Origin of the sequence: Nocardiopsis terrae, assembly GCF_014651695.1 — a bacterium.
Lineage (GTDB): Bacteria > Actinomycetota > Actinomycetes > Streptosporangiales > Streptosporangiaceae > Nocardiopsis > Nocardiopsis terrae.
The window spans coordinates 373,284-391,326 of the sequence record NZ_BMXJ01000006.1; the positions used below are offsets into that span (position 1 = coordinate 373,284).

Annotated in this window: 18 protein-coding genes; 13 read left to right on the forward strand and 5 right to left on the reverse strand. The window is 72.1% G+C overall.

Annotation, left to right across the window (positions count from 1 at the left end):
• Window positions 1–3: 3 nt before the first annotated feature.
• The gene (locus IE195_RS18835) at window positions 4–1,614 is read right to left on the reverse strand and encodes a carboxyl transferase domain-containing protein (RefSeq protein ID WP_191273735.1); all 1,611 of its coding nucleotides are present in this window, start codon (window positions 1,612–1,614) and stop codon (window positions 4–6) included.
• A gap of 138 nt (window positions 1,615–1,752) precedes the next feature.
• On the opposite strand from IE195_RS18835, the gene IE195_RS18840 reads away from it, so the two are divergent.
• On the forward strand, window positions 1,753–2,379 hold the full coding sequence (locus tag IE195_RS18840; RefSeq protein WP_191273269.1) for an SACE_7040 family transcriptional regulator: 627 nt from the start codon (window positions 1,753–1,755) through the stop codon (window positions 2,377–2,379).
• Between the two features lie 108 nt (window positions 2,380–2,487).
• Here the strand turns inward: IE195_RS18840 and IE195_RS18845 are convergent, their stop codons facing one another.
• The gene (locus IE195_RS18845) at window positions 2,488–2,916 is read right to left on the reverse strand and encodes a hypothetical protein (protein ID WP_191273271.1); all 429 of its coding nucleotides are present in this window, start codon (window positions 2,914–2,916) and stop codon (window positions 2,488–2,490) included.
• A 305-nt stretch (window positions 2,917–3,221) separates the two neighbouring features.
• On the opposite strand from IE195_RS18845, the gene IE195_RS18850 reads away from it, so the two are divergent.
• Window positions 3,222–4,598: an NAD(P)/FAD-dependent oxidoreductase gene (locus tag IE195_RS18850; protein WP_191273273.1), complete on the forward strand. Its 1,377-nt coding sequence runs from the start codon at window positions 3,222–3,224 to the stop codon at window positions 4,596–4,598.
• On the opposite strand, the gene IE195_RS18855 is transcribed toward IE195_RS18850, so the two are convergent.
• Both IE195_RS18855 and IE195_RS18860 read right to left on the reverse strand, forming a co-directional pair.
• Complete coding sequence (locus IE195_RS18855; RefSeq protein ID WP_308428440.1) at window positions 4,583–5,011, reverse strand: hypothetical protein; 429 nt, start codon at window positions 5,009–5,011, stop codon at window positions 4,583–4,585. The genes IE195_RS18850 and IE195_RS18855 overlap by 16 nt on opposite strands.
• A 260-nt stretch (window positions 5,012–5,271) precedes the next feature.
• Window positions 5,272–5,562 carry a metal-sensitive transcriptional regulator gene (locus IE195_RS18860; RefSeq protein ID WP_191273738.1) on the reverse strand — a complete coding sequence of 97 codons (291 nt, stop codon included), beginning with the start codon at window positions 5,560–5,562 and terminating at the stop codon, window positions 5,272–5,274.
• 305 nt (window positions 5,563–5,867) lie between these two features.
• On the opposite strand from IE195_RS18860, the gene IE195_RS18865 reads away from it, so the two are divergent.
• The 5 genes from IE195_RS18865 (at window position 5,868) to IE195_RS18885 (ending at window position 11,404) form a co-directional block, all read left to right on the forward strand.
• Window positions 5,868–6,113 (forward strand): DUF2630 family protein, encoded by a 246-nt coding sequence (locus tag IE195_RS18865; RefSeq protein WP_191273275.1) that lies wholly within the window; start codon window positions 5,868–5,870, stop codon window positions 6,111–6,113.
• A 131-nt stretch (window positions 6,114–6,244) separates the two neighbouring features.
• Window positions 6,245–6,934 (forward strand): DUF4126 domain-containing protein, encoded by a 690-nt coding sequence (locus IE195_RS18870; protein ID WP_191273277.1) that lies wholly within the window; start codon window positions 6,245–6,247, stop codon window positions 6,932–6,934.
• 45 nt (window positions 6,935–6,979) lie between these two features.
• Window positions 6,980–7,657, forward strand: coding sequence for an HAD family hydrolase (locus tag IE195_RS18875; protein WP_191273279.1), 678 nt, complete (start codon window positions 6,980–6,982; stop codon window positions 7,655–7,657).
• 310 nt (window positions 7,658–7,967) lie between these two features.
• On the forward strand, window positions 7,968–10,025 hold the full coding sequence (locus tag IE195_RS18880; protein ID WP_191273281.1) for an acetoacetate--CoA ligase: 2,058 nt from the start codon (window positions 7,968–7,970) through the stop codon (window positions 10,023–10,025).
• A gap of 116 nt (window positions 10,026–10,141) precedes the next feature.
• Window positions 10,142–11,404 carry a heparan-alpha-glucosaminide N-acetyltransferase domain-containing protein gene (locus IE195_RS18885; RefSeq protein WP_191273283.1) on the forward strand — a complete coding sequence of 421 codons (1,263 nt, stop codon included), beginning with the start codon at window positions 10,142–10,144 and terminating at the stop codon, window positions 11,402–11,404.
• 12 nt (window positions 11,405–11,416) lie between these two features.
• Here IE195_RS18885 and IE195_RS18890 read toward each other — a convergent pair whose 3' ends face one another.
• The gene (locus tag IE195_RS18890) at window positions 11,417–12,115 is read right to left on the reverse strand and encodes a hypothetical protein (protein ID WP_191273285.1); all 699 of its coding nucleotides are present in this window, start codon (window positions 12,113–12,115) and stop codon (window positions 11,417–11,419) included.
• A 347-nt stretch (window positions 12,116–12,462) separates the two neighbouring features.
• Here IE195_RS18890 and deoC point away from each other — a divergent pair, with 347 nt between their 5' ends.
• From deoC to IE195_RS18920, 6 genes are all read left to right on the forward strand, one after another.
• Window positions 12,463–13,410, forward strand: coding sequence for a deoxyribose-phosphate aldolase (gene deoC, locus IE195_RS18895; protein WP_191273288.1), 948 nt, complete (start codon window positions 12,463–12,465; stop codon window positions 13,408–13,410).
• A 3-nt stretch (window positions 13,411–13,413) separates the two neighbouring features.
• Window positions 13,414–14,844 carry an aldehyde dehydrogenase family protein gene (locus tag IE195_RS18900; RefSeq protein WP_191273290.1) on the forward strand — a complete coding sequence of 477 codons (1,431 nt, stop codon included), beginning with the start codon at window positions 13,414–13,416 and terminating at the stop codon, window positions 14,842–14,844.
• Window positions 14,837–15,829 (forward strand): aldehyde dehydrogenase family protein, encoded by a 993-nt coding sequence (locus tag IE195_RS18905; RefSeq protein ID WP_373295669.1) that lies wholly within the window; start codon window positions 14,837–14,839, stop codon window positions 15,827–15,829. Before IE195_RS18900 ends, IE195_RS18905 begins: the two co-directional genes overlap by 8 nt.
• A 63-nt stretch (window positions 15,830–15,892) precedes the next feature.
• Complete coding sequence (locus tag IE195_RS18910; RefSeq protein WP_191273292.1) at window positions 15,893–16,543, forward strand: GNAT family N-acetyltransferase; 651 nt, start codon at window positions 15,893–15,895, stop codon at window positions 16,541–16,543.
• Window positions 16,540–17,178, forward strand: coding sequence for a GNAT family N-acetyltransferase (locus tag IE195_RS18915; RefSeq protein ID WP_191273294.1), 639 nt, complete (start codon window positions 16,540–16,542; stop codon window positions 17,176–17,178). The genes IE195_RS18910 and IE195_RS18915 overlap by 4 nt, the downstream gene beginning before the upstream one ends.
• Complete coding sequence (locus tag IE195_RS18920; RefSeq protein WP_191273296.1) at window positions 17,175–17,972, forward strand: purine-nucleoside phosphorylase; 798 nt, start codon at window positions 17,175–17,177, stop codon at window positions 17,970–17,972. The genes IE195_RS18915 and IE195_RS18920 overlap by 4 nt, the downstream gene beginning before the upstream one ends.
• Window positions 17,973–18,043 lie beyond the last annotated feature (71 nt).

Consider the following 18,043-nt stretch of genomic DNA (forward strand, 5'->3'; position numbering starts at 1 on the left):
TCCTCACATCCGGAAAACGCCGTAGCCCACCGGGTCCAGGGGCGCGTGGCGGGCGGCGGACAGGGCCATGGCGAGTACGTCCCGGGTGTCGGCGGGGTCGATGACGCCGTCGTCCCACAGGCGGGCGGTGGAGTAGTACGGGCTGCCCTGTTCCTCGTACTGGTCGCGGATGGGCGCCTTGAAGGCCTCCTCGTCCTCGGCCGACCACTCCTCGCCGCGGGCCTCCTTCTGGTCCCGGCGGACGGTGGACAGCACGGAGGCGGCCTGTTCGCCGCCCATCACGGAGATGCGGGCGTTCGGCCACATCCACAGGAAGCGGGGCGAGTAGGCGCGGCCGCACATCGAGTAGTTGCCCGCCCCGAAGGAGCCGCCGATGACCACGGTGAACTTGGGGACGCGGGCGCAGGCCACCGCGGTGACCATCTTCGCCCCGTGCTTGGCGATGCCGCCCGCCTCGTAGTCGCGGCCGACCATGAACCCGGAGATGTTCTGCAGGAACACCAGGGGGATGGACCGGCGGTCGCACAGTTCGATGAAGTGCGCGCCCTTGAGCGCGGACTCGGCGAACAGGATGCCGTTGTTGGCGATGATCCCGACCGGGTGGCCCTGGACGTGCGCGAACCCGGTGACCAGGGTGGTGCCGTACTCGGACTTGAACTCGGTGAACTCGCTGCCGTCGACCACCCGGCCGATGACCTCGCGCACGTCGTAGGGGGTCCGGGTGTCGGCGGGCACCACCCCGTAGAGCTCCTCGGGGTCGAGCTCGGGCGGGCGCGGTTCGCGGACCTCCCAGGCGGGCGGGTCGAGCGGCCCGAGGGTGTCGGCGATCCGCCGGACCCTGGCGAGGGCGTCGGCGTCGTCGTCGGCGAGGTGGTCGGTGACCCCGGAGATCCGCGAGTGCAGGTCGCCGCCGCCCAGTTCCTCGGCGGTGACGACCTCGCCGGTGGCGGCCTTGACCAGGGGCGGGCCGCCGAGGAAGACCGTGCCCTGCTCGCGGACGATGACCGCCTCGTCGCTCATCGCCGGAACGTAGGCGCCGCCGGCGGTGCAGGAACCCAGGACCGCCGCGATCTGCGGGATGCCGGCCCGGGACATGGTGGCCTGGTTGTAGAAGATGCGGCCGAAGTGCTCCCGGTCGGGGAAGACGTCGTCCTGCATGGGCAGGAAGGCGCCGCCTGAGTCGGCCAGGTACACGCAGGGGAGGCGGTTGTGCAGCGCCACCTCCTGGGCGCGCAGGTGTTTCTTGACCGTCATCGGGTAGTAGCTGCCGCCCTTGACCGTGGCGTCGTTGGCGACCACGACCGTCGGCCGTCCGGCCACGCGGCCGATCCCGGCGATCATCCCGGCTCCGGGTGCGTCCTGGCCGTCCCTGCCGTAGAGGCCGTAGGCGGCCAGCGGGGCGATCTCCAGAAACGGTGAACCGGGGTCGAGGAGGAGGTCGACGCGGTCGCGGGGGAGGAGTTTGCCGCGCTCGACGTGGCGCGCTCGGGTCTTCTCGGGGCCGCCGAGGGCCGCGGTGGCGATCCGCTCCCGCAGCTCCCGTGCGAGCGCGCGGTTCGCGGCGTCGTTGGCGGCGAACGCGGGACCGGCGGTGTCGACCGCCGAACCGAGCACAGGTGCCCTGCTCATGGTGTCCTCTCGTGGAGGGATGTTAATGCTCACTAACAACAGTGATGTTAGTAACTACTAACATGGGTGTCCAGGGCCGGGAGCGGCCCGGATCACCGGATCGGGTCGACGAGAGGTGGACGGATGGACGCGGGGCAGGGGCCGGCGGGGCACAGACAGACGGGGCAGCGGCCGACGGGTGAGCGGCGGACGGCGATCCTGGGCGCGGCCGCACGCCTGTTCGCGGCGCGGGGCTACCGCGGGGTGACCATCGACGACCTCGGGCGGGCGGTCGGTACCACCGGGCCCGCGCTCTACCGGCACTTCCCCGGCAAGGAGGCGCTGCTCGGTGAGGTCCTCGTGGACATCAGCGACCGCCTCTCCCGGCGGGGGAGGGAGCTCGTGGCCGGTGCCGGGGGTCCGCGGGACGCCCTGGAGGCGCTGCTGCGCGGGCACATCGAGTTCTCCCTGGACGAGCCCGACCTGATCACCGTGCACGACCGGGAACTGGGCAACCTCACCGAGGAGGACCGCAGCCGGGTGCGGCGCCTCCAACGCGGCTACGTGGAGGAGTGGGTCGGTGTCCTCACCGAACTGCGCCCGGCGAGCCGGCCCGCCGCCCTGCGCGCCTCGGTGCACGCCGCCTTCGGTCTGCTCAACTCCACCCCGCACAGCCGGGGCGCGCTGTCCCGTGACGAGATGGCCGCCCTGCTGCTCCGGATGGGCTCCGCGGCCCTGCTCGCCGGGGACCCCGTCCCGGGGCCGGGGTGAACCGCCGCCGAACGTCCGTGGACGGGGCACGCGCACCGGGTCGGGGCGCGCACGAACACAGGGGAGGGGTCGGGCGGCCCCGGCCGCCCGCCCCTCGTGCCCGGTGCCCTACGGCAGGCCGACGCCGCCGGCCACGTCGTCCACCGGCTGGGTGACGTCACCGGTGTCGGCGCCGTCGACCGGAAGCCCGCCGGTCACGCCGTCGCCCTCCACCGGCACGTCGTCGGTGCTGACGGGAGGGTCGAGCTCCTCGAGGGCGCCCATCGGGTCCTCGAACTCCAGCAGTCCCCGGAGCAGTTCCAGCGCCTCGGGGTCGCTGAGCAACTCCACCGCTTCCTCGTCGGCAAGGATCTCCTGGACCTGCGGGTCCTCGAGCAGGGCCGCCGCTTCGGGTGAGGGGTCCTGCACCGTGTCGGCGACCCCGTCCACGGGCTCGGTGACCTCCTCCGGCGGGTCCGCGAAGGCGGCCCCCGCACCGGACACGGTCACTCCGGTGGCCAACACGGTGGTGGCGGCGATCCTGGTGAACGCACGCATACTCGTTCCTTGCCCCTCTCCGAAACACGGGTCAGCACTTTCCGTTTGTGCATGACCACACATGGTGACCAAGTGTCGCTTCAGGGGCGCCAAGGGCGGGTCTCCTCCTCCTGAAGAACCCGCATGCCTTTCCCCGCGAGGGCCAACAACGGACAAAGGCCTCGGGGCGGCTGGTGTGGGGGCGGTCGAAAACGATGTCCTCCCCCGTACATTCGGCACCGGTGAAGTGGGTACGCCCGCGTCCGACGGCCCAACAGACGCGAAGGACGTCCCTCCCCCCGACACGGAGAAGGAGCGGTGTACTTATGTCTCGGCCTCGGATCGTAGTGGTCGGCGCGGGTTTCGGTGGCCTCCACACCCTGCGTCACCTGGAACGACGCATTCCCAACGGTGCGGCGGACCTCGCCCTCGTGGCACCACACGACTACATGCTCTACAGCCCGCTGCTGCCCCAGGTGGCCTCGGGGCTGCTCACCCCGCAGTCGGTCGCCATGTCGGTGCACAGGCTCACCCGCAAGACCCAGCTCGTCCCCGGCCACGCGGTCGGTGTGGACACCCGGGACCGCACGGTCGTCGTGCGGCGACCCACCGGCGAACTCGCGCCCTGCCGATACGACCGGCTCGTCCTGGCGCCCGGCGGCCTGACACGGGGCTTCGACATCCCGGGACTCACCGAACACGCCTACGGGGCCAAGACCCTGGCGGAGGCGGTGCTGCTGCGCGACCACGTGCTGGCCCAGCTGGAGTTGGCCAACGACTCGCGCGACCCGGTCGAACGGGAGGAGCGCTGCCGGTTCATCGTGGTCGGCGGCGGCTACACCGGTGTGGAGACGGCGGCATCGCTGATGCGGCTCTGCGAGGAGGCCGCCCGCCGCTACCCCGAACTCCGTTCCGTCATCCGCTGGCACCTCGTCGACATCGCGCCGAAGGTCCTGCCCGAACTCGGCGACCGGCTCGGCCGTAAGGCCCTCGATCTGCTCCGCAACCTGGGCATCGAGGTGAAACTGAAGGTCAGCGTGCGGGAGGTGACCGCCGACAAGGTGGTGCTCACCGACGGGCGGGCCCTGCCCTGCCGCACCCTCATCTGGACCGCGGGCGTCACGCCCAGCCCGTTGATGGAGACCCTCGGCAAACCGACCCAGCGCGGCCGTCTGGAGGTCGGCGCGGACCTGTCCGTGCCGGGACTGCCGGACGTGTTCGCGCTCGGGGACGCCGCGGCCGTGCCCAACCTCTCGCACCCCGAGAGCGACTACTGCCCGCCCACGGCCCAGTACGCCAGCAGGCAGGCGGCCACCGCCGCCCACAACGTGGTCAACTCGGTGCTCGGCAGGCCGTTGCGCGAGTTCAAACACAAGGACATGGGGCTGGTGGTGGACCTGAGCGGAAAGGACGCCCTGGCCAGAATCCTCCAGTTCGAGCTGAGCGGCCTCCCGGCGCTGGCGGCCACCCGCGGCTACCACATGGCGTCGGTGCCCTCCTCGACGGCGCGGGCCCGGATCCTCGCCAACTGGGGTATCCGCGCCTTCACCGGCGGCGAGATCTCCCGGCTGGGGTTCGCCGACGACGGACGGCCGTCCTCGTTCGTGGCCAACGAGTCAGTGGACTACCTGGATCCGGACGCCTCGCGGTCGCAGGGCGCGCGACTGCTCGACAACGAACGGGAGCGTTACGGCGAGGACTGATCCGCTCCGGCCCCTTCGCCTCCGGAGCACCCGGAGCGCTCGGGGAGGGCGGCGGCCTCCCCGTCCGCGCCGCCTCGGCGCAGGTAGAGGGTGAGGGCGGTCGCGGCGGCGGCCAACGCCAGGGACAGCAGCACCTGCCGGGTCCCGAAGTTCTCCGGGAGGTCGGCGAGGAAGCGTCGGCCGGGCGAGTCCGGGTCGAGCAGGATCACGCCGGCGAACACGACGGACAGGGCGGTGGTGGCCGCGGCCACCACCGCCCCGCGCGTCCCGGTCAGCCCCATCCGGCGGCGCAGGACACCGCCCGCCTCGACGGTCCTGCTCACGCGGACCAGCCACAGGGTTCCGGCGACCCGGACCAGGCGCAGGACCTGGGCGGGGCCGAGGGCGAAGACGACGGCGGGCAGGGTCGCCACGGCGACGAACGTGCTCCACCGGTGCGCGCGCAGCCAGTCGAGTTTGTTCTCGGCCGGGGCGATGAGCAGGATTCACAGGTCGAGGAAGACCGCCGGGACGGAGACGATCGCGCTGGCCAGGACGGGCAGGGCCAGACGGGCTTCCAGGGCACGGACGTGGCTGTTCGCTTCGGGGGACATGCCGGTACGTCGGCCGGGGTGTGGCGGCCGGACCGTGGGGCGGCCGGGGCCGACCGGAGGGCGGAACGGGGCGACGGCCCTCAGGACCGCACCAGCCGGGCGATCGCCTCCGAGGCCTCGCGCACCTTCTCGTCCGCCTCGTCGCCGCCGTTGGCGACGGCGTTCGCCACGCAGTGCTTGAGGTGCTCGTCGAGCATGGACAACGCGAAGGAACGCAGCGCCTTGTTCACCGCCGAGGTCTGGGTGAGGATGTCGATGCAGTACTGGTCGTCCTCGACCATCCGCTGCAGGCCCCTGATCTGGCCCTCGACACGTCGGAGCCGGTTGATGTGGCTCTGTTTGTCGTTGCTGTAACCGTGGGTCGCGGCCATGCCACCGTTTCCGTGTTGTTCCTGCTCAGCTGCCATAACAATACCCCCTCAAGGTATTCAAGTGCGGAGCTTCGAGGCCTATTCCGCCCTTCCGGCCCCCGCCACGCGAACGATTCGTCACCAACCCGGCGTTAAGAGAAGTTTCCCAGACAGCAGGGAGCGGTCGCCCCGTTCGCGCCGCCGGGGCGTGCCACGGGGGCGCGGCGACCGCTGCGCCCGCGGCCCCGCGTAAACGTTCGGTCCGGACCGGGCAATCCCGGGGCCGGGGCCTTGTCCCGGTCCGGCACCGCACCGACCATGGCGGTATGAGCGACAGCGCCGAACAGGACATCATGACGACCATCCGCGGCCTGATGGACGAGGAGCACGCGCTCCGCTCCGCCCCGGGAGGGCTGGAACCGGGGGAGCGCGGCCGGATGAAGGAGGTCGAGGAGGCACTGGACCAGTGCTGGGACCTCCTCCGCCAGCGCCGGGCCCGCAGGGAGTTCGGCCAGGACCCGGAGGAGGCCAGGGTCCGCCCCGTCTCCGAGGTCGAGAACTACCGGCAGTGACCCGCCGACCGCGCTGAGAACGCCGCGCGGGCGAACCAACCGCCCTTCACGGGCGTCAACCCGGGGACCGGTGTCCGGCCGCGCGCCCGGCCCGGCACCACCCCCTGCCCGGCGCCAACGAAGGACCCCCCATGCTCGCCTCCCTCACCGGCCTCGGCCTGGCCTCGGCCGCGGGGCTCAACGCCTACGTCCCCCTCCTCGTGGTCGGGCTCGTGGCCCGCTACACCGACCTCGTTCCGCTGGGCCCGGCCTGGGCGTGGCTCGAACACCCCGCCACCCTCATCAGTCTCGGCGTGCTGCTCGTCGTGGAGTTCGCGGCCGACAAGGTGCCCGCGCTCGACAGCGCCAACGACCTCCTCCAGACCCTCGTCAGGCCCACCTCGGGCGGGATCACCTTCGCTGCCGGGACCTCCGCGGTCGGACTCACCGAGATCACCGGCGAAGCCTCCGGCGCGGCCGCGTCCACGGGCGGGATCGCCTGGGGGTCGGTGATCGCGGGGACGGTCATCGCCCTCCTCTTCCACCTGGCCAAAGCACTGGCCCGGCCGGTGATCAACACCCTCACACTCGGTGCCGGCGCTCCCGTGGCCTCCTTCGCCGAGGACGTGGCCAGCTTCCTCGCCTCGGTGATCGCCGTCCTGCTGCCCCTGCTCGTCCTCATCGTGTTCCCGCTGATGGTCGCGGCCGTGGTGTGGGCCGTGCGCAGGAGCCGCAGGAGGCGGGCGCGGAGCACGGCCCCCCGCCCCGGCCCGGGGACCGTGCCGGGCCCCGGCCCCCGTCCCGGCCCCCACCAGGCACGGGGCCGCCGCGGACCGTGGTGAGAAACGCATACCGGAACCGGGCCGAGGCGTCGTAAAGTGCTCCCAATGGCTGAGATGACTTCCCCGAAACCGAACACCCACCACATCGTCTGGGACTGGAACGGCACCCTCCTCGACGACAACCACGCCAACCTCGCGGCGGTCAACGCGGTGTGCTCCCAGTTCGGCCGTGAGCCGGTCGAGATGGAGTACTGGCGTTCCGTCTTCCGCCGCCCCCTGGTCCCCTGTTACGAGGAGCTCCTCGGCCGGGCCTTCGCCGAGGGCGAGTGGGAGCACGCCGAGAAGCTCTACGACACCAGCTACCTGGAGCACCTGCCCAGCTGTGAGCTGGCTTCGGGGGTCCCCGACGTGCTGCACGAGTGGGCCGGAACGGGCGGTACCCAGTCGCTGCTGTCCATGGCCTCGCACGACCACCTGGTGCCCCTCGTCTCCGGGCGCGGCCTGAATGCGCACTTCACCCGGATCGACGGCCGCAGGTTCGACACCGAGCACGACTCCAAGGCCGAGCACCTGGTCCACCACCTGGAGAACCAGGGGCTGGACCCCTCCCGCGTCGTGCTCATCGGCGACATCGACGACGACGCGCGCGCGGCACGCGAGGCCGGGGCCCAGGCCGTCCTGGTCACCAGCGGCCTGATGGCCCGCGAGCGCCTGGAGGCCACCGGCGCCCCTGTCGTGGACTCACCGGTGGCGGCGGTCGACGCCGTCCGCCGGCTGGGCTGAGAGCCGGTCCGCCCGGTCGGCGGCCGGGCCCGCCGACCAACCGTCAGGTGTCCGTTGCCGACCGAGAGGTGGGCTGATCCCGTCTGGCCGAGGCGGAACATGACGCTCCGTCGCGGTCAGCGCCGCACACCCGCCCCGAGGATCCGGACCGGGGCGGGTGTTCCACGTACGCGCGGTCCGACGGTGACCTGCGCACTTCCCAGCCGACTCCGCGCACCGTTACGCCGGACCGGACCGTGGGCCCGATCATGCGGTGTTGTTAGATGGGTCGCACAGCCACACACAGCCACGCGATTGGGAAGGCGGGCCAATGACGGAGAGCAGCGTGCCCCGTGTGCTCTGGGAGCCCGACGAAGCACGGATCGAGTCCTCCAACATCGTCGCGTTCGCCCGATGGGCCGCACGGAACAGGGGGGTGGAGGCCTTCGGCGGAAGCGGAGCCACCGCCGCCGCGGACTTCGACTACGACGCCCTGTGGCGCTGGTCGGTAACCGACGTCGACGGCTTCTGGGCGTCGATCTGGGAGTACCACGGGGTCCGGGCCCAGACCCCCTACGAGCAGGTCCTCGCCGACCGGAGCATGCCGGGCGCACAGTGGTTCCCCGGAGCGACCCTCAACTACGCCGAGCACGTGTTCGAGGGCCGCGACGCCGACGAGGTGGCCATCCGGCACGCCACCGAGCTCCGCGAGCTCGGCGCCTGGACCTGGGGCGACCTGCGCGAGCGCACCGCCGCGATCGCTGCCGGGCTGCGTGAACTCGGGGTGGGCGAGGGCGACCGGGTCGCCGCGTACCTGCCCAACCTCCCCGAGACGGCGGCCGCCTTCTACGCCGTCGCCTCCCTCGGTGCGATCTGGTCCTCCTGCTCTCCCGACTTCGGCGTGCGCAGCGTGATCGACCGCTTCGCGCAGATCGAACCCAAGGTCCTCCTCGCCGTCGACGGCTACCGCTACGCCGGCAAGGACTTCGACCGTCGTCCGGTGGTGGAGGAGCTGCGCGCCGCGCTGCCCACCGTCGAGCGCACGGTCCTCCTCGACCACCTCACCCCCGGCGCCGCCCTCGACGGCACCCTGCCCTGGGACGAGTTCGTCGCCTCCGGATCGGGGGCCGAACTCGCCTTCACCCCCGTGCCCTTCGACCACCCCCTGTGGGTGCTCTACTCCTCGGGCACCACCGGCCTGCCCAAGGCGATCGTCCAGGGCCACGGCGGCATCCTCCTCGAACAGCTCAAGAACCTGAACCTGCACCTGGACGCCCAGGCGCACGACCGGGTCCTGTGGTTCACCACCACCGGCTGGATGATGTGGAACTTCCTGGTCAGCGTCCTGCTGACCAAGGCCTCCATCGTGCTGTACGACGGAAGCCCCGCCCACCCCTCGCCCTCCACCGCCCCCGACGACCGGGCCCCGTCCGCGGAGCCCCCCGCACCGGACCTCGGGTCCCTGTGGGACCTGGCCGCCGAGGCCGGGGTCACCGTGTTCGGCACCAGCGCCGGGTACCTGTCCTCCTGCATGAAGGAGGGCGTCCACCCGCGCGAGGGACGGGACCTGTCCGCGCTCAAGGCCATCGGCTCCACCGGCTCCCCGCTCAGCCCCGAGGCGTTCGCGTGGGTGTACGAGGAGTTCGGATCCGACCTGTGGCTGTTCTCCACCAGCGGCGGCACCGACATCTGCAGTTGCCTGGTCGGCGGCACCCCCACCCTGCCGGTGTACGAGGGCGAGATCCAGTCCCGCGGCCTGGGTATGGCCGTGGCCGCCTGGGACCCCGAAGGCAGGGAACTCGTCGGTGAGGTCGGCGAACTCGTCGTCACCGAACCGGCCCCGTCCATGCCGGTGTTCCTGTGGGGCGACACCGACGGTGAACGCCTGCGCGACAGCTACTTCTCCGTCTATCCGGGGATCTGGCGGCACGGCGACTGGATCGAGATCACCGACCGCGGCACCGCGATCATCTACGGCCGCTCGGACTCCACCATCAACCGCGGCGGAGTGCGCATGGGCACCAGCGAGATCTACCGCGCGGTCCTGGCCCTGGACGAGGTGATCGACGCCCTGGTCGTGGACGTCCCCCAGGGCGACGGATCCTCGAAGATCGAACTCTTCACCGTGCTGCGCGAGGGCTCCGACCTGGAGGGCGACCTGCCCAAGGAGATCGCCCGCCGGATCCGCACCGACTGCTCGCCCCGGCACGTCCCCGACCGGGTCCGCGCCATCCGGGCCGTACCCCGCACCCTGTCCGGCAAGGTGCTGGAGGTCCCGGTCAAGCGCATCCTCATGGGGGAGAGCCCGCAGAAGGTGGCCAGCCGCGACTCCCTCGCCAACCCGGAGGCGCTGGACTACTTCAGCGACCTGGCCGACGACGGTTCCTGACCCGTTCGGACCCTCCGGGCCCGCGCCCCGAACCCCACCGGGGGCGGGCCCGGCCGGCGGGTGGCCGGGTGCGGCCGCGGCTCGCCCGCGCACAGAGCCGGGCGTAGCCTGACAACGTGCCACAGAACCGATCCGACAACACGCCCTCCGCCGCCGGGGCCGCTCCCGCCGCACGCCGGATCGACGGTGTCGACGCCGCGCGTGCGCTCGCGGTGTTCGGGATGTTCGCCGTCCACCTCGGGGTGGTCTCCTTCGGGCTGTTGCCCGAGGAGCAGGGCTGGGAGCTGCACAGCCTGGTGCGCGGCAACTCCTCGGCCCTCTTCGCCTTCCTCGCCGGCGTGTCCCTGTCGCTGATGACCGGACGCACCCGGCCCGTCCGGGGCGACTCCCTGCACAGGGCCGCCGTCCGTATCCTGGCCCGTTCGTTCCTGATCGGGCTGCTGGGCTTCGTCCTGGACGCCCTCGCCGTCCCGGTCGCGATCATCCTCACCTACTACGCCGGTTTCTTCGTCCTGGCCCTGCCACTGCTCCGGGCCCGTGCCGCCCTGCTGTGGACGGCCGCGGGGACGCTGGCCCTCGTGGGACCGGCCGTGTCCTTCCTGCTGCGCCAGGACCTGTTCCCGGGGGGCGTGCGGACCAGCGCGCTCTCCTCGTTCACCGAGTTCTTCCTGACGGGTTACTACCCGGCGATCACGTTCATGGCGTTCGTGTTCGCGGGTATGGCGGTCGGCCGGACCGACCTGACCGCCGCCGCGGTACGGGTCCGGACGGCGGTCGCCGGGGCGCTCATGGCCGCGGTCGGCTACCTGGGGTCCTGGGTGCTGCTCAACCCCCTGGGCGGGCTGGACCGGCTGACCGAGGCGCACAGCACCTTCCTCGACGGCGCCCCGCTGAGCTCGGTCGACGCCCGGACCGCCGAGGAGTTGCGCTACAACACGACGGACGCCGCGCACAGCATCAGCGGCCAGGTGCCCACGGACTCCTGGTGGTGGCTGGCCGTGAACACGCCGCACACGGGCACCACCTTCGAGATCCTCGAGGCGGTGGGCCAGGCGCTCCTGGTACTGGTGGTGTGCATGCTGCTCGCCGAACGGCTGCCGCGCCTGACGTACCCGCTGACCTCGGTGGGCCGGATGCCCCTGACCGTCTACTCCGGGCACGTCCTGGTCCTGGCGGTGATCGTCGCCCTGCACCCGGAGAACGCAGCGGGCGGCCCCTGGTACCTGGAGCTGTTCATCCTGGGGGCACTGGTCTTCGCGAGCCTGTGGCGCTTCGGGGTGGGCCGGGGGCCGTTCGAGACCGGGCTGGGGGCCTTCGCCGACGGCGTGGTCTCCCTGGTCGGGGTGCCCCGGGAGAACCGGGAGCGCGCCGCGGACTGACACGGGGCCGGTTCAGGGGTGGTCGGGACGCTCGTCGGGCCGGGTGATGTGCGCCGAGGTGCGGTCCCGGTGCGCCAGCGTGTCCGTGGTGGTGCGCGTGTTCTGCCGGATGAGGCGCCGGGCGTCGTCGGCGGCCGAGCGCGCCACCGCGGGGCTGGCCACCGGGCGCTCGGACAGTTCGGTGTCCTGGGGCAGGCCGATGTGCATGGGCAGCCCGGCCCTGCCGATCACCCGCAGCTGCGCCGACTCCTGGGACTGGGAGGGGCGGATGTCGCCGTCGGGGGTCTTCCACGCCGACAGCCGGTGGGCGAGCCATCCGCTGCCCCGGTACTCGGGGCCCCGTTCCCAGGCCACCCCGTCCGGGCGGTGGCCCAGCGCGTGCTGGAGGTCGGCCAGGGTCCACCCGGCGGAGAAGAACCGGGCGCTCTCGTCCTTGAGGTAGGCGAAGTCCACCCCGCGCAGCGACGTGTCCTCCCGGCGCAGCAGCTCGCAGGCCTCGTGCACCGCGTGCGGGGTGTGCCGGGGCCGGTGCAGCGGGTCGGCGTCGGGTCTGCGCAGCAGGGCGTCGTCGATCGTCACGATCACCTCGCCCTGCCGGTTGTCCCAGATGCTCACGTCCTCGCGCGCCCACCCCTGTGACTCGGCCAGGGCGGTGGCCAGTCTGCGCAGGTCGACCTGCCTGTCGTCACTACTGATCCGGAACTCCGCCATGGGTCCAGGTTACGGCCCCCGAACGGTGGCGCGGGGAGGGGCCGGCCTCCGCAGAGGCCGAGTCCGGTCTAGACCGCACACGTCCCGGCAGGGTCGGCCCACCGGGGGAGAACCGTGTTTTTCCGGCCTTCCCACCCCCTGATTGGATGAAAGGACGACACGCCGACCGCTCTGGCCTTGGAGTCTTCTCCAACCTTGGGTGGCACGAACCCGCGGGGGACTGACGCCGGCCCGGCCCGGGGTTATGGTGACTGCCTGACGGCGGGGACATCCACCCCGCGCCGAGCCCAGGACACGCCGTTTCCGCTGGCCGCAGCGGACGGCCCAGTTGAACCGACGAGCTGTAGGTGCCCGTGCCCCACACCGCATTCGAGCCCGAGGCGAGGACCAACCACGCGCTCCGGGCCTACCTGCACGGCCTTCCCGGGGTCGACGAGGTCGGAGCCCGGGCCCGCGCCCAGGACCTCTCCACCCGGTCGATCAAGACCACCGCCAAGGCGAACGCCATCGACCTGGCCATCTCCATGGTGGACCTGACCACCCTGGAGGGCGCCGACACACCCGGCAAGGTCCGGTCCCTGTGCGCCAAGGCCGCCCTGCCCGACCCGACCGACCGCACCGTGCCCCGCGTGGGCGCCGTGTGCGTCTACCCCGACATGGTCGCCACCGCCGTCGGGGCGCTGCAGGGCACCGGGATCGGCGTGGCCTCGGTCGCCACCGCCTTCCCGTCCGGGCGCGCGCCGATGGAGGTCAAGCTGGCCGACACCAGGCGCGCCGTCGCCGACGGGGCCAGCGAGATCGACATGGTCATCGACCGGGGCGCCTTCCTGTCCGGGGACTACCGCAAGGTCTTCGACGAGATCGTCGCGGTCAAGGAGGCCTGCGGCGACGCACACCTGAAAGTCATCCTGGAGACCGGCGAACTCGTCACGTACGACAACGTGCGCCGCGCCTCCCACCTGGCCATCCAGGCCGGCGGAGACTTCATCAAGACCTCCACCGGCAAGGTCTCCCCGGCCGCCACGCTGCCGGTCACCCTGGTCATGCTGGAGGCGGTGCGCGACCACCACGCCGCCACCGGCCGCCACGTGGGCGTCAAACCCGCCGGGGGCATCCGCACCACCAAGGACGCCATCCGCAACCTGGTCCTGGTCAACGAGACGGCCGGCCCCGACTGGCTGACCCCCGACCTGTTCCGGATCGGTGCCTCCAGCCTCCTGAACGACCTGCTCATGCAGCGCACCAGGCTGTCCACCGGCACCTACCCGGGCCCCGACTACTACACGCAGGACTGAGCCGTGATCTTCGAGTACGCGCCCGCACCGGAGTCCCGCTCCGTCGTCAGCCTGCGCGAGACCTACGACCTCTTCATTGACGGCGAGTTCACCCCGGCCCGGAGCGGTGACCACCTCACCGTGCTCAACCCGGCCGACGAGACCGAACTCGCCCGGGTGGCCGTGGCCGGAGAGGCCGACGTCGACCGCGCCGTCACCGCCGCCCGCCGCGCACACGAGACCGTGTGGAGCCGCATGAGCGGCGCCGAACGCGGCAAGTACCTGTTCCGCATCGCCCGGATCATCCAGGAGCGCTCGCGCGAACTGGCCGTCCTGGAGTCGATGGACAACGGTAAGCCCGTCAAGGAGACCCGCGACGTCGACCTGCCGCTGGTCGCCGCGCACTTCTTCTACTACGCGGGTTGGGCCGACAAGCTCGCCCACGCCGGGTTCGGCCCCGACCCGAAGCCGCTCGGCGTGGCCGCCCAGGTCATCCCGTGGAACTTCCCGCTGCTCATGCTCGCGTGGAAGATCGCCCCGGCCCTGGCCACCGGCAACACCGTCGTGCTCAAACCCGCCGAGACCACACCGCTGACCGCGCTGGTCTTCGCGCAGATCTGCCAGGAGGCCGACCTGCCCCCGGGCGTGGTCAACATCCTCACCGGTGCGGGGGAGACCGGCCGGGCCCTGGTCGGGCACCCGGGCACCGACAAGGTCGCCTTCACCGGCTCCACCGAGGTCGGCCGCCAGATCGCCCGCGCGGTCGCGGGGACCGACAAACGCCTCACCCTGGAGCTGGGCGGCAAGGGCGCCAACATCGTCTACGACGACGCCGCGCTCGACCAGGCCGTCGAGGGCGTGGTCTCGGGCATCTTCTTCAACCAGGGCCACGTCTGCTGCGCCGGTTCGCGGCTGCTCGTCCAGGAGTCCGTAGCCGACGAGTTCCTGCCCCGGCTCAAGGAGCGCATCGCCAAGCTGCGCCTGGGCGACCCGCTGGACAAGAACACCGACATCGGCGCGATCAACTCCGCGGCCCAGCTGGAGCGGGTCCGCGAGCTCACCGCCACCGCCGACGAGGAGAACGTGGAGCGCTGGTCGCCCGCCTGCGAGCTGCCCGAGCACGGCTACTGGTTCGCGCCCACCGTGCTCACCGGCGTCAGCCAGGCGCACCGGGTGGCCCGCGAGGAGATCTTCGGCCCCGTGCTCTCGGTCCTGACCTTCCGAACCCCGGAGGAGGCCGTCGCCAAGGCCAACAACACCCCCTACGGGCTGTCCGCCGGTGTGTGGACCGAGAAGGGGTCCCGCATGCTGTGGACCGCCGAGCGCCTGCGCGCCGGCGTGATCTGGTCCAACACGTTCAACAAGTTCGATCCGACGAGCCCCTTCGGCGGCTACAAGGAGTCGGGATACGGCCGCGAGGGCGGGCGACACGGTTTGGAGGCCTACCTTGGCTGAGCGGCGCGGCACCAAGAAGAGCAGGAAGAACACGGACACCACCGGCGGGGCCGGAGCGGAGGGCGCCGACGGGGGCACGGCCCGGGACGGCACCACCGAACCCCGGCCCCCCGCACGGCTGGCGGTCCGCAAGACCTACAAGCTCTACCTGGGCGGGGCCTTCCCGCGTTCGGAATCGGGCAGGAGTTACCCCGTGGCCTCAGCGGACGGCACCCACCTGGCCAACGCCTCGCTCGCCTCCCGAAAGGACGCGCGCGACGCCGTCACCGCGGCCCGCAAGGCCTTCGGCGGCTGGTCCGGGCGCACCGCCTACAACCGCGGCCAGATCCTCTACCGGGTCGCCGAGGTCATGGAGGGGCGCCGCGAGCAGTTCGCCGCCCAGATCGCGGACGCCCAGGGACTGCCCCGGGCCCAGGCCGACCGGATCGTGTCCGCCGCCGTGGACCGCTGGGTGTACTACGCCGGATGGACCGACAAGTTCGCCCAGGTCCTGGGCGGGGCCAACCCCGTGTCCGGACCGTTCTACAACCACTCCGCGCCCGAACCCACCGGGGTGGTCGCGGTGTTCGCGCCCCAGGACGCCCCGCTGCTCGGGCTCACCTCGGTCATCGCCCCGGTCATCGCGACCGGTAACACCGCGGTGGTGGTCACCTCCGAGCGGGCGCCACTGGCCGCGATCGACCTCGCCGAGGTGCTCGCCACCTCCGACCTGCCCGGAGGAGTGGTCAACCTGCTCACCGGCAGGGCCGAGGAGATCGGTCCGCACCTGGCGTCGCACGCCGACGTCAACGCCCTGGACCTGGCCGGAGCCGGCGGGCTGGCGGTCGAGTTCGAGAGGGCCGCGGCGACCACCCTCACCCGGGTGCTGCGTCCCGGGCCCGGTGGCGGGGACGGAGAGGAAGCCTGGCTCGACACCGATCCCGGTACCTCCCGAATGACCCCTTTCCTGGAGACCAAGACGGTCTGGCACCCGGTCGGGGTGTAAGACTGGCGGACCGGTCCGTCCCGCCCCCGGGGCGGCCCGGTCCGACAGCCGAGTGGAGGAACGGTGCCAGCGAACACCCCCGAACAGGCCGACCCCCGGATCCCGGAGCCCCGCGCTTCCGAACACCAGCGCGTCCCCAGCCTGCGCCTCGTGCGCCTGGACCGCACCACCCCCGAGGTGGCCCTGCTGCGTGAGGTCCTTCCGCGCCAGCGCGTGGCCCCCGGACAGCGCCGCTTCGTCGACGAGGCGGTGCACACCCTGCCGCGCGCCGACGACGACCCGCACCGCTTCCCCTACGCCGTCGTCCGCAACGACGTCCCGCTGACGGACCGGGCGGCCGTCCTCGAAGCCTGCCTCGGCTTCGGGATCATCGACCGGGTCGGCCCGCTGCGCGACCTGGTCGAGGACCCCGAACACGCCGTGCTGCTGCGTGCCTTCTACGTCACCCCCGAACACCAGGGCCGGGGGATCGGCCGTGCCGCCTGCTCCGCGCCGCTGCTCGACCTCCTGGTCGCGGCGATCGCGCCCGGGGCCGCCGAGATCGTGCTGTGCGTCAACGACGGCAACGACGCGGGTGAGCGCACCTACCGCTCCGCCGGATTCGTCCCCACCGGCCGCAGGTACGACGCGGGAGAACACGGTGTGCAGAGCGTCTTCGCGCGCCCGGTGGACACCGGGTCCCGCCCCGTCCCACGGTTGCCGGAGGCCCGATGACCCGATGGCGAGGCTCGGGCAGGCGGGCCGCCGCGAGCTGGGACGCCGCGCAGGTACGCCTGGTCCGACTGGACGAGGAGACCGGCGAGAGCGCCCTGCTCAGGCGGGTCCTGCCCGAACACCGCCTGCCGTCCGAGCAGCTGCGCTTCACCGGTCTTCCCGCGCAGACGCTCCCCGACGCGGACTCGGACCCCGAACGGTTCCCGTACGCGGTCGTGGCCCTGGCCGGGGCGCTGACCGACCCGGCCACGGCCCGGGCCGCCTGCGCCGGTTTCGGGGTCCTGGACCGGGCCGTCCGCTCCCAGCTGGTCGACGCGCCGGAGCGCGCGGTGCTGCTGCGCGCCTACTACGTCACGCCACAATGGCAGGGCCGGGGGGTCGGCCGGACCTCCTGCTCACCGCCCCTGCTGGACCGCCTGGCCGCGGAGGTCGCGCCGCACGCCGAGGAGATCGTGCTCTGCGTCAACCAGTCCAACCTCCCGGCTCAGCGCGTCTACCGGGCCGCCGGTTTCGGCTTCACCGGGAACACCGTCCCCGGAGAGGCGGGCCCCCAGGACGTCATGTCACGCCCCCTGTACACCGGGATCCACCCCGAACCGCACCCGCGGTACCGACGAACGGAGAACTCGCAGTGACTCGCACACCCCAGGCCGCCGCCGAGGAGGCCGCAACCGAACTGCGTTCGCGCACCGGTGTGGACAGCTATGACGTCGCCCTGGTGATGGGCTCGGGCTGGGCGCCCGCCGCCGACCTGATCGGCGACGCCCAACACGAGCTGGCCTCGGCCGAACTGCCCGGTTTCCTTCCCCCCGCGGTGGAGGGCCACAGCGGTACCGTCCGCAGTATCGCCGACGGCGACCGGAACGTGCTCGCCTTCCTCGGCCGCACCCACCTGTACGAGGGGCACGGCACCGACGCGGTCGTGCACGGCGTGCGCACCGCCGTCGCCGCGGGCGCACGGACCGTCGTACTCACCAACGCCGCGGGCGGCATCAACGCCGACTACGCGGTGGGCTCGCCCGTGCTCATCGCCGACCACATCAACATGACCGCGAAGTCGCCGCTGACCGGGGCGACCTTCGTGGACCTCACCGAGACCTACAGTCCCGAGCTGCGCGCGATCGCCCGCGAGGTCGACCCCGGCCTGCGCGAAGGCGTCTACGCGGCCATGCCCGGACCGCACTTCGAGACCCCCGCCGAGATCCGCATGCTCCGAGCCATGGGTGCCGACCTCGTCGGCATGTCCACCGTGCTGGAGGCCATCGCCGCCCGCGCGGCCGGAGCGCGCGTCCTGGGCATGTCCCTGGTCACCAACATCGCCGCGGGCCTCCAGGACGCCAACCTCGACCACGAGGACGTCCTCGCCACCGGCCGCGACTCCGCTGCCGCGGTGGGCCGCCTGCTCGCGGACATCGTCAGGCGGTTCTAGTGCTTGCTCTGTGTTTGCTTGGGTCCTCCGCTTCGCTTCGGACCGTGTTCGGGCGCCTGAGGGGAGATGTT

What these genes read in the sequence shown, in the direction of transcription:
- IE195_RS18875 (WP_191273279.1), top strand. Translation starts at nt 6,980, where the DNA reads ATGGCTGAGATGACTTCCCCGAAACCGAACACCCACCACATCGTCTGG.
- IE195_RS18915 (WP_191273294.1), top strand. Translation starts at nt 16,540, where the DNA reads ATGACCCGATGGCGAGGCTCGGGCAGGCGGGCCGCCGCGAGCTGGGAC.
- IE195_RS18890 (WP_191273285.1), bottom strand. Translation starts at nt 12,115, where the DNA reads ATGGCGGAGTTCCGGATCAGTAGTGACGACAGGCAGGTCGACCTGCGC.
- IE195_RS18850 (WP_191273273.1), top strand. Translation starts at nt 3,222, where the DNA reads ATGTCTCGGCCTCGGATCGTAGTGGTCGGCGCGGGTTTCGGTGGCCTC.
- IE195_RS18880 (WP_191273281.1), top strand. Translation starts at nt 7,968, where the DNA reads ATGACGGAGAGCAGCGTGCCCCGTGTGCTCTGGGAGCCCGACGAAGCA.
- IE195_RS18845 (WP_191273271.1), bottom strand. Translation starts at nt 2,916, where the DNA reads ATGCGTGCGTTCACCAGGATCGCCGCCACCACCGTGTTGGCCACCGGA.
- IE195_RS18870 (WP_191273277.1), top strand. Translation starts at nt 6,245, where the DNA reads ATGCTCGCCTCCCTCACCGGCCTCGGCCTGGCCTCGGCCGCGGGGCTC.
- IE195_RS18860 (WP_191273738.1), bottom strand. Translation starts at nt 5,562, where the DNA reads ATGGCCGCGACCCACGGTTACAGCAACGACAAACAGAGCCACATCAAC.
- IE195_RS18865 (WP_191273275.1), top strand. Translation starts at nt 5,868, where the DNA reads ATGAGCGACAGCGCCGAACAGGACATCATGACGACCATCCGCGGCCTG.
- IE195_RS18840 (WP_191273269.1), top strand. Translation starts at nt 1,753, where the DNA reads ATGGACGCGGGGCAGGGGCCGGCGGGGCACAGACAGACGGGGCAGCGG.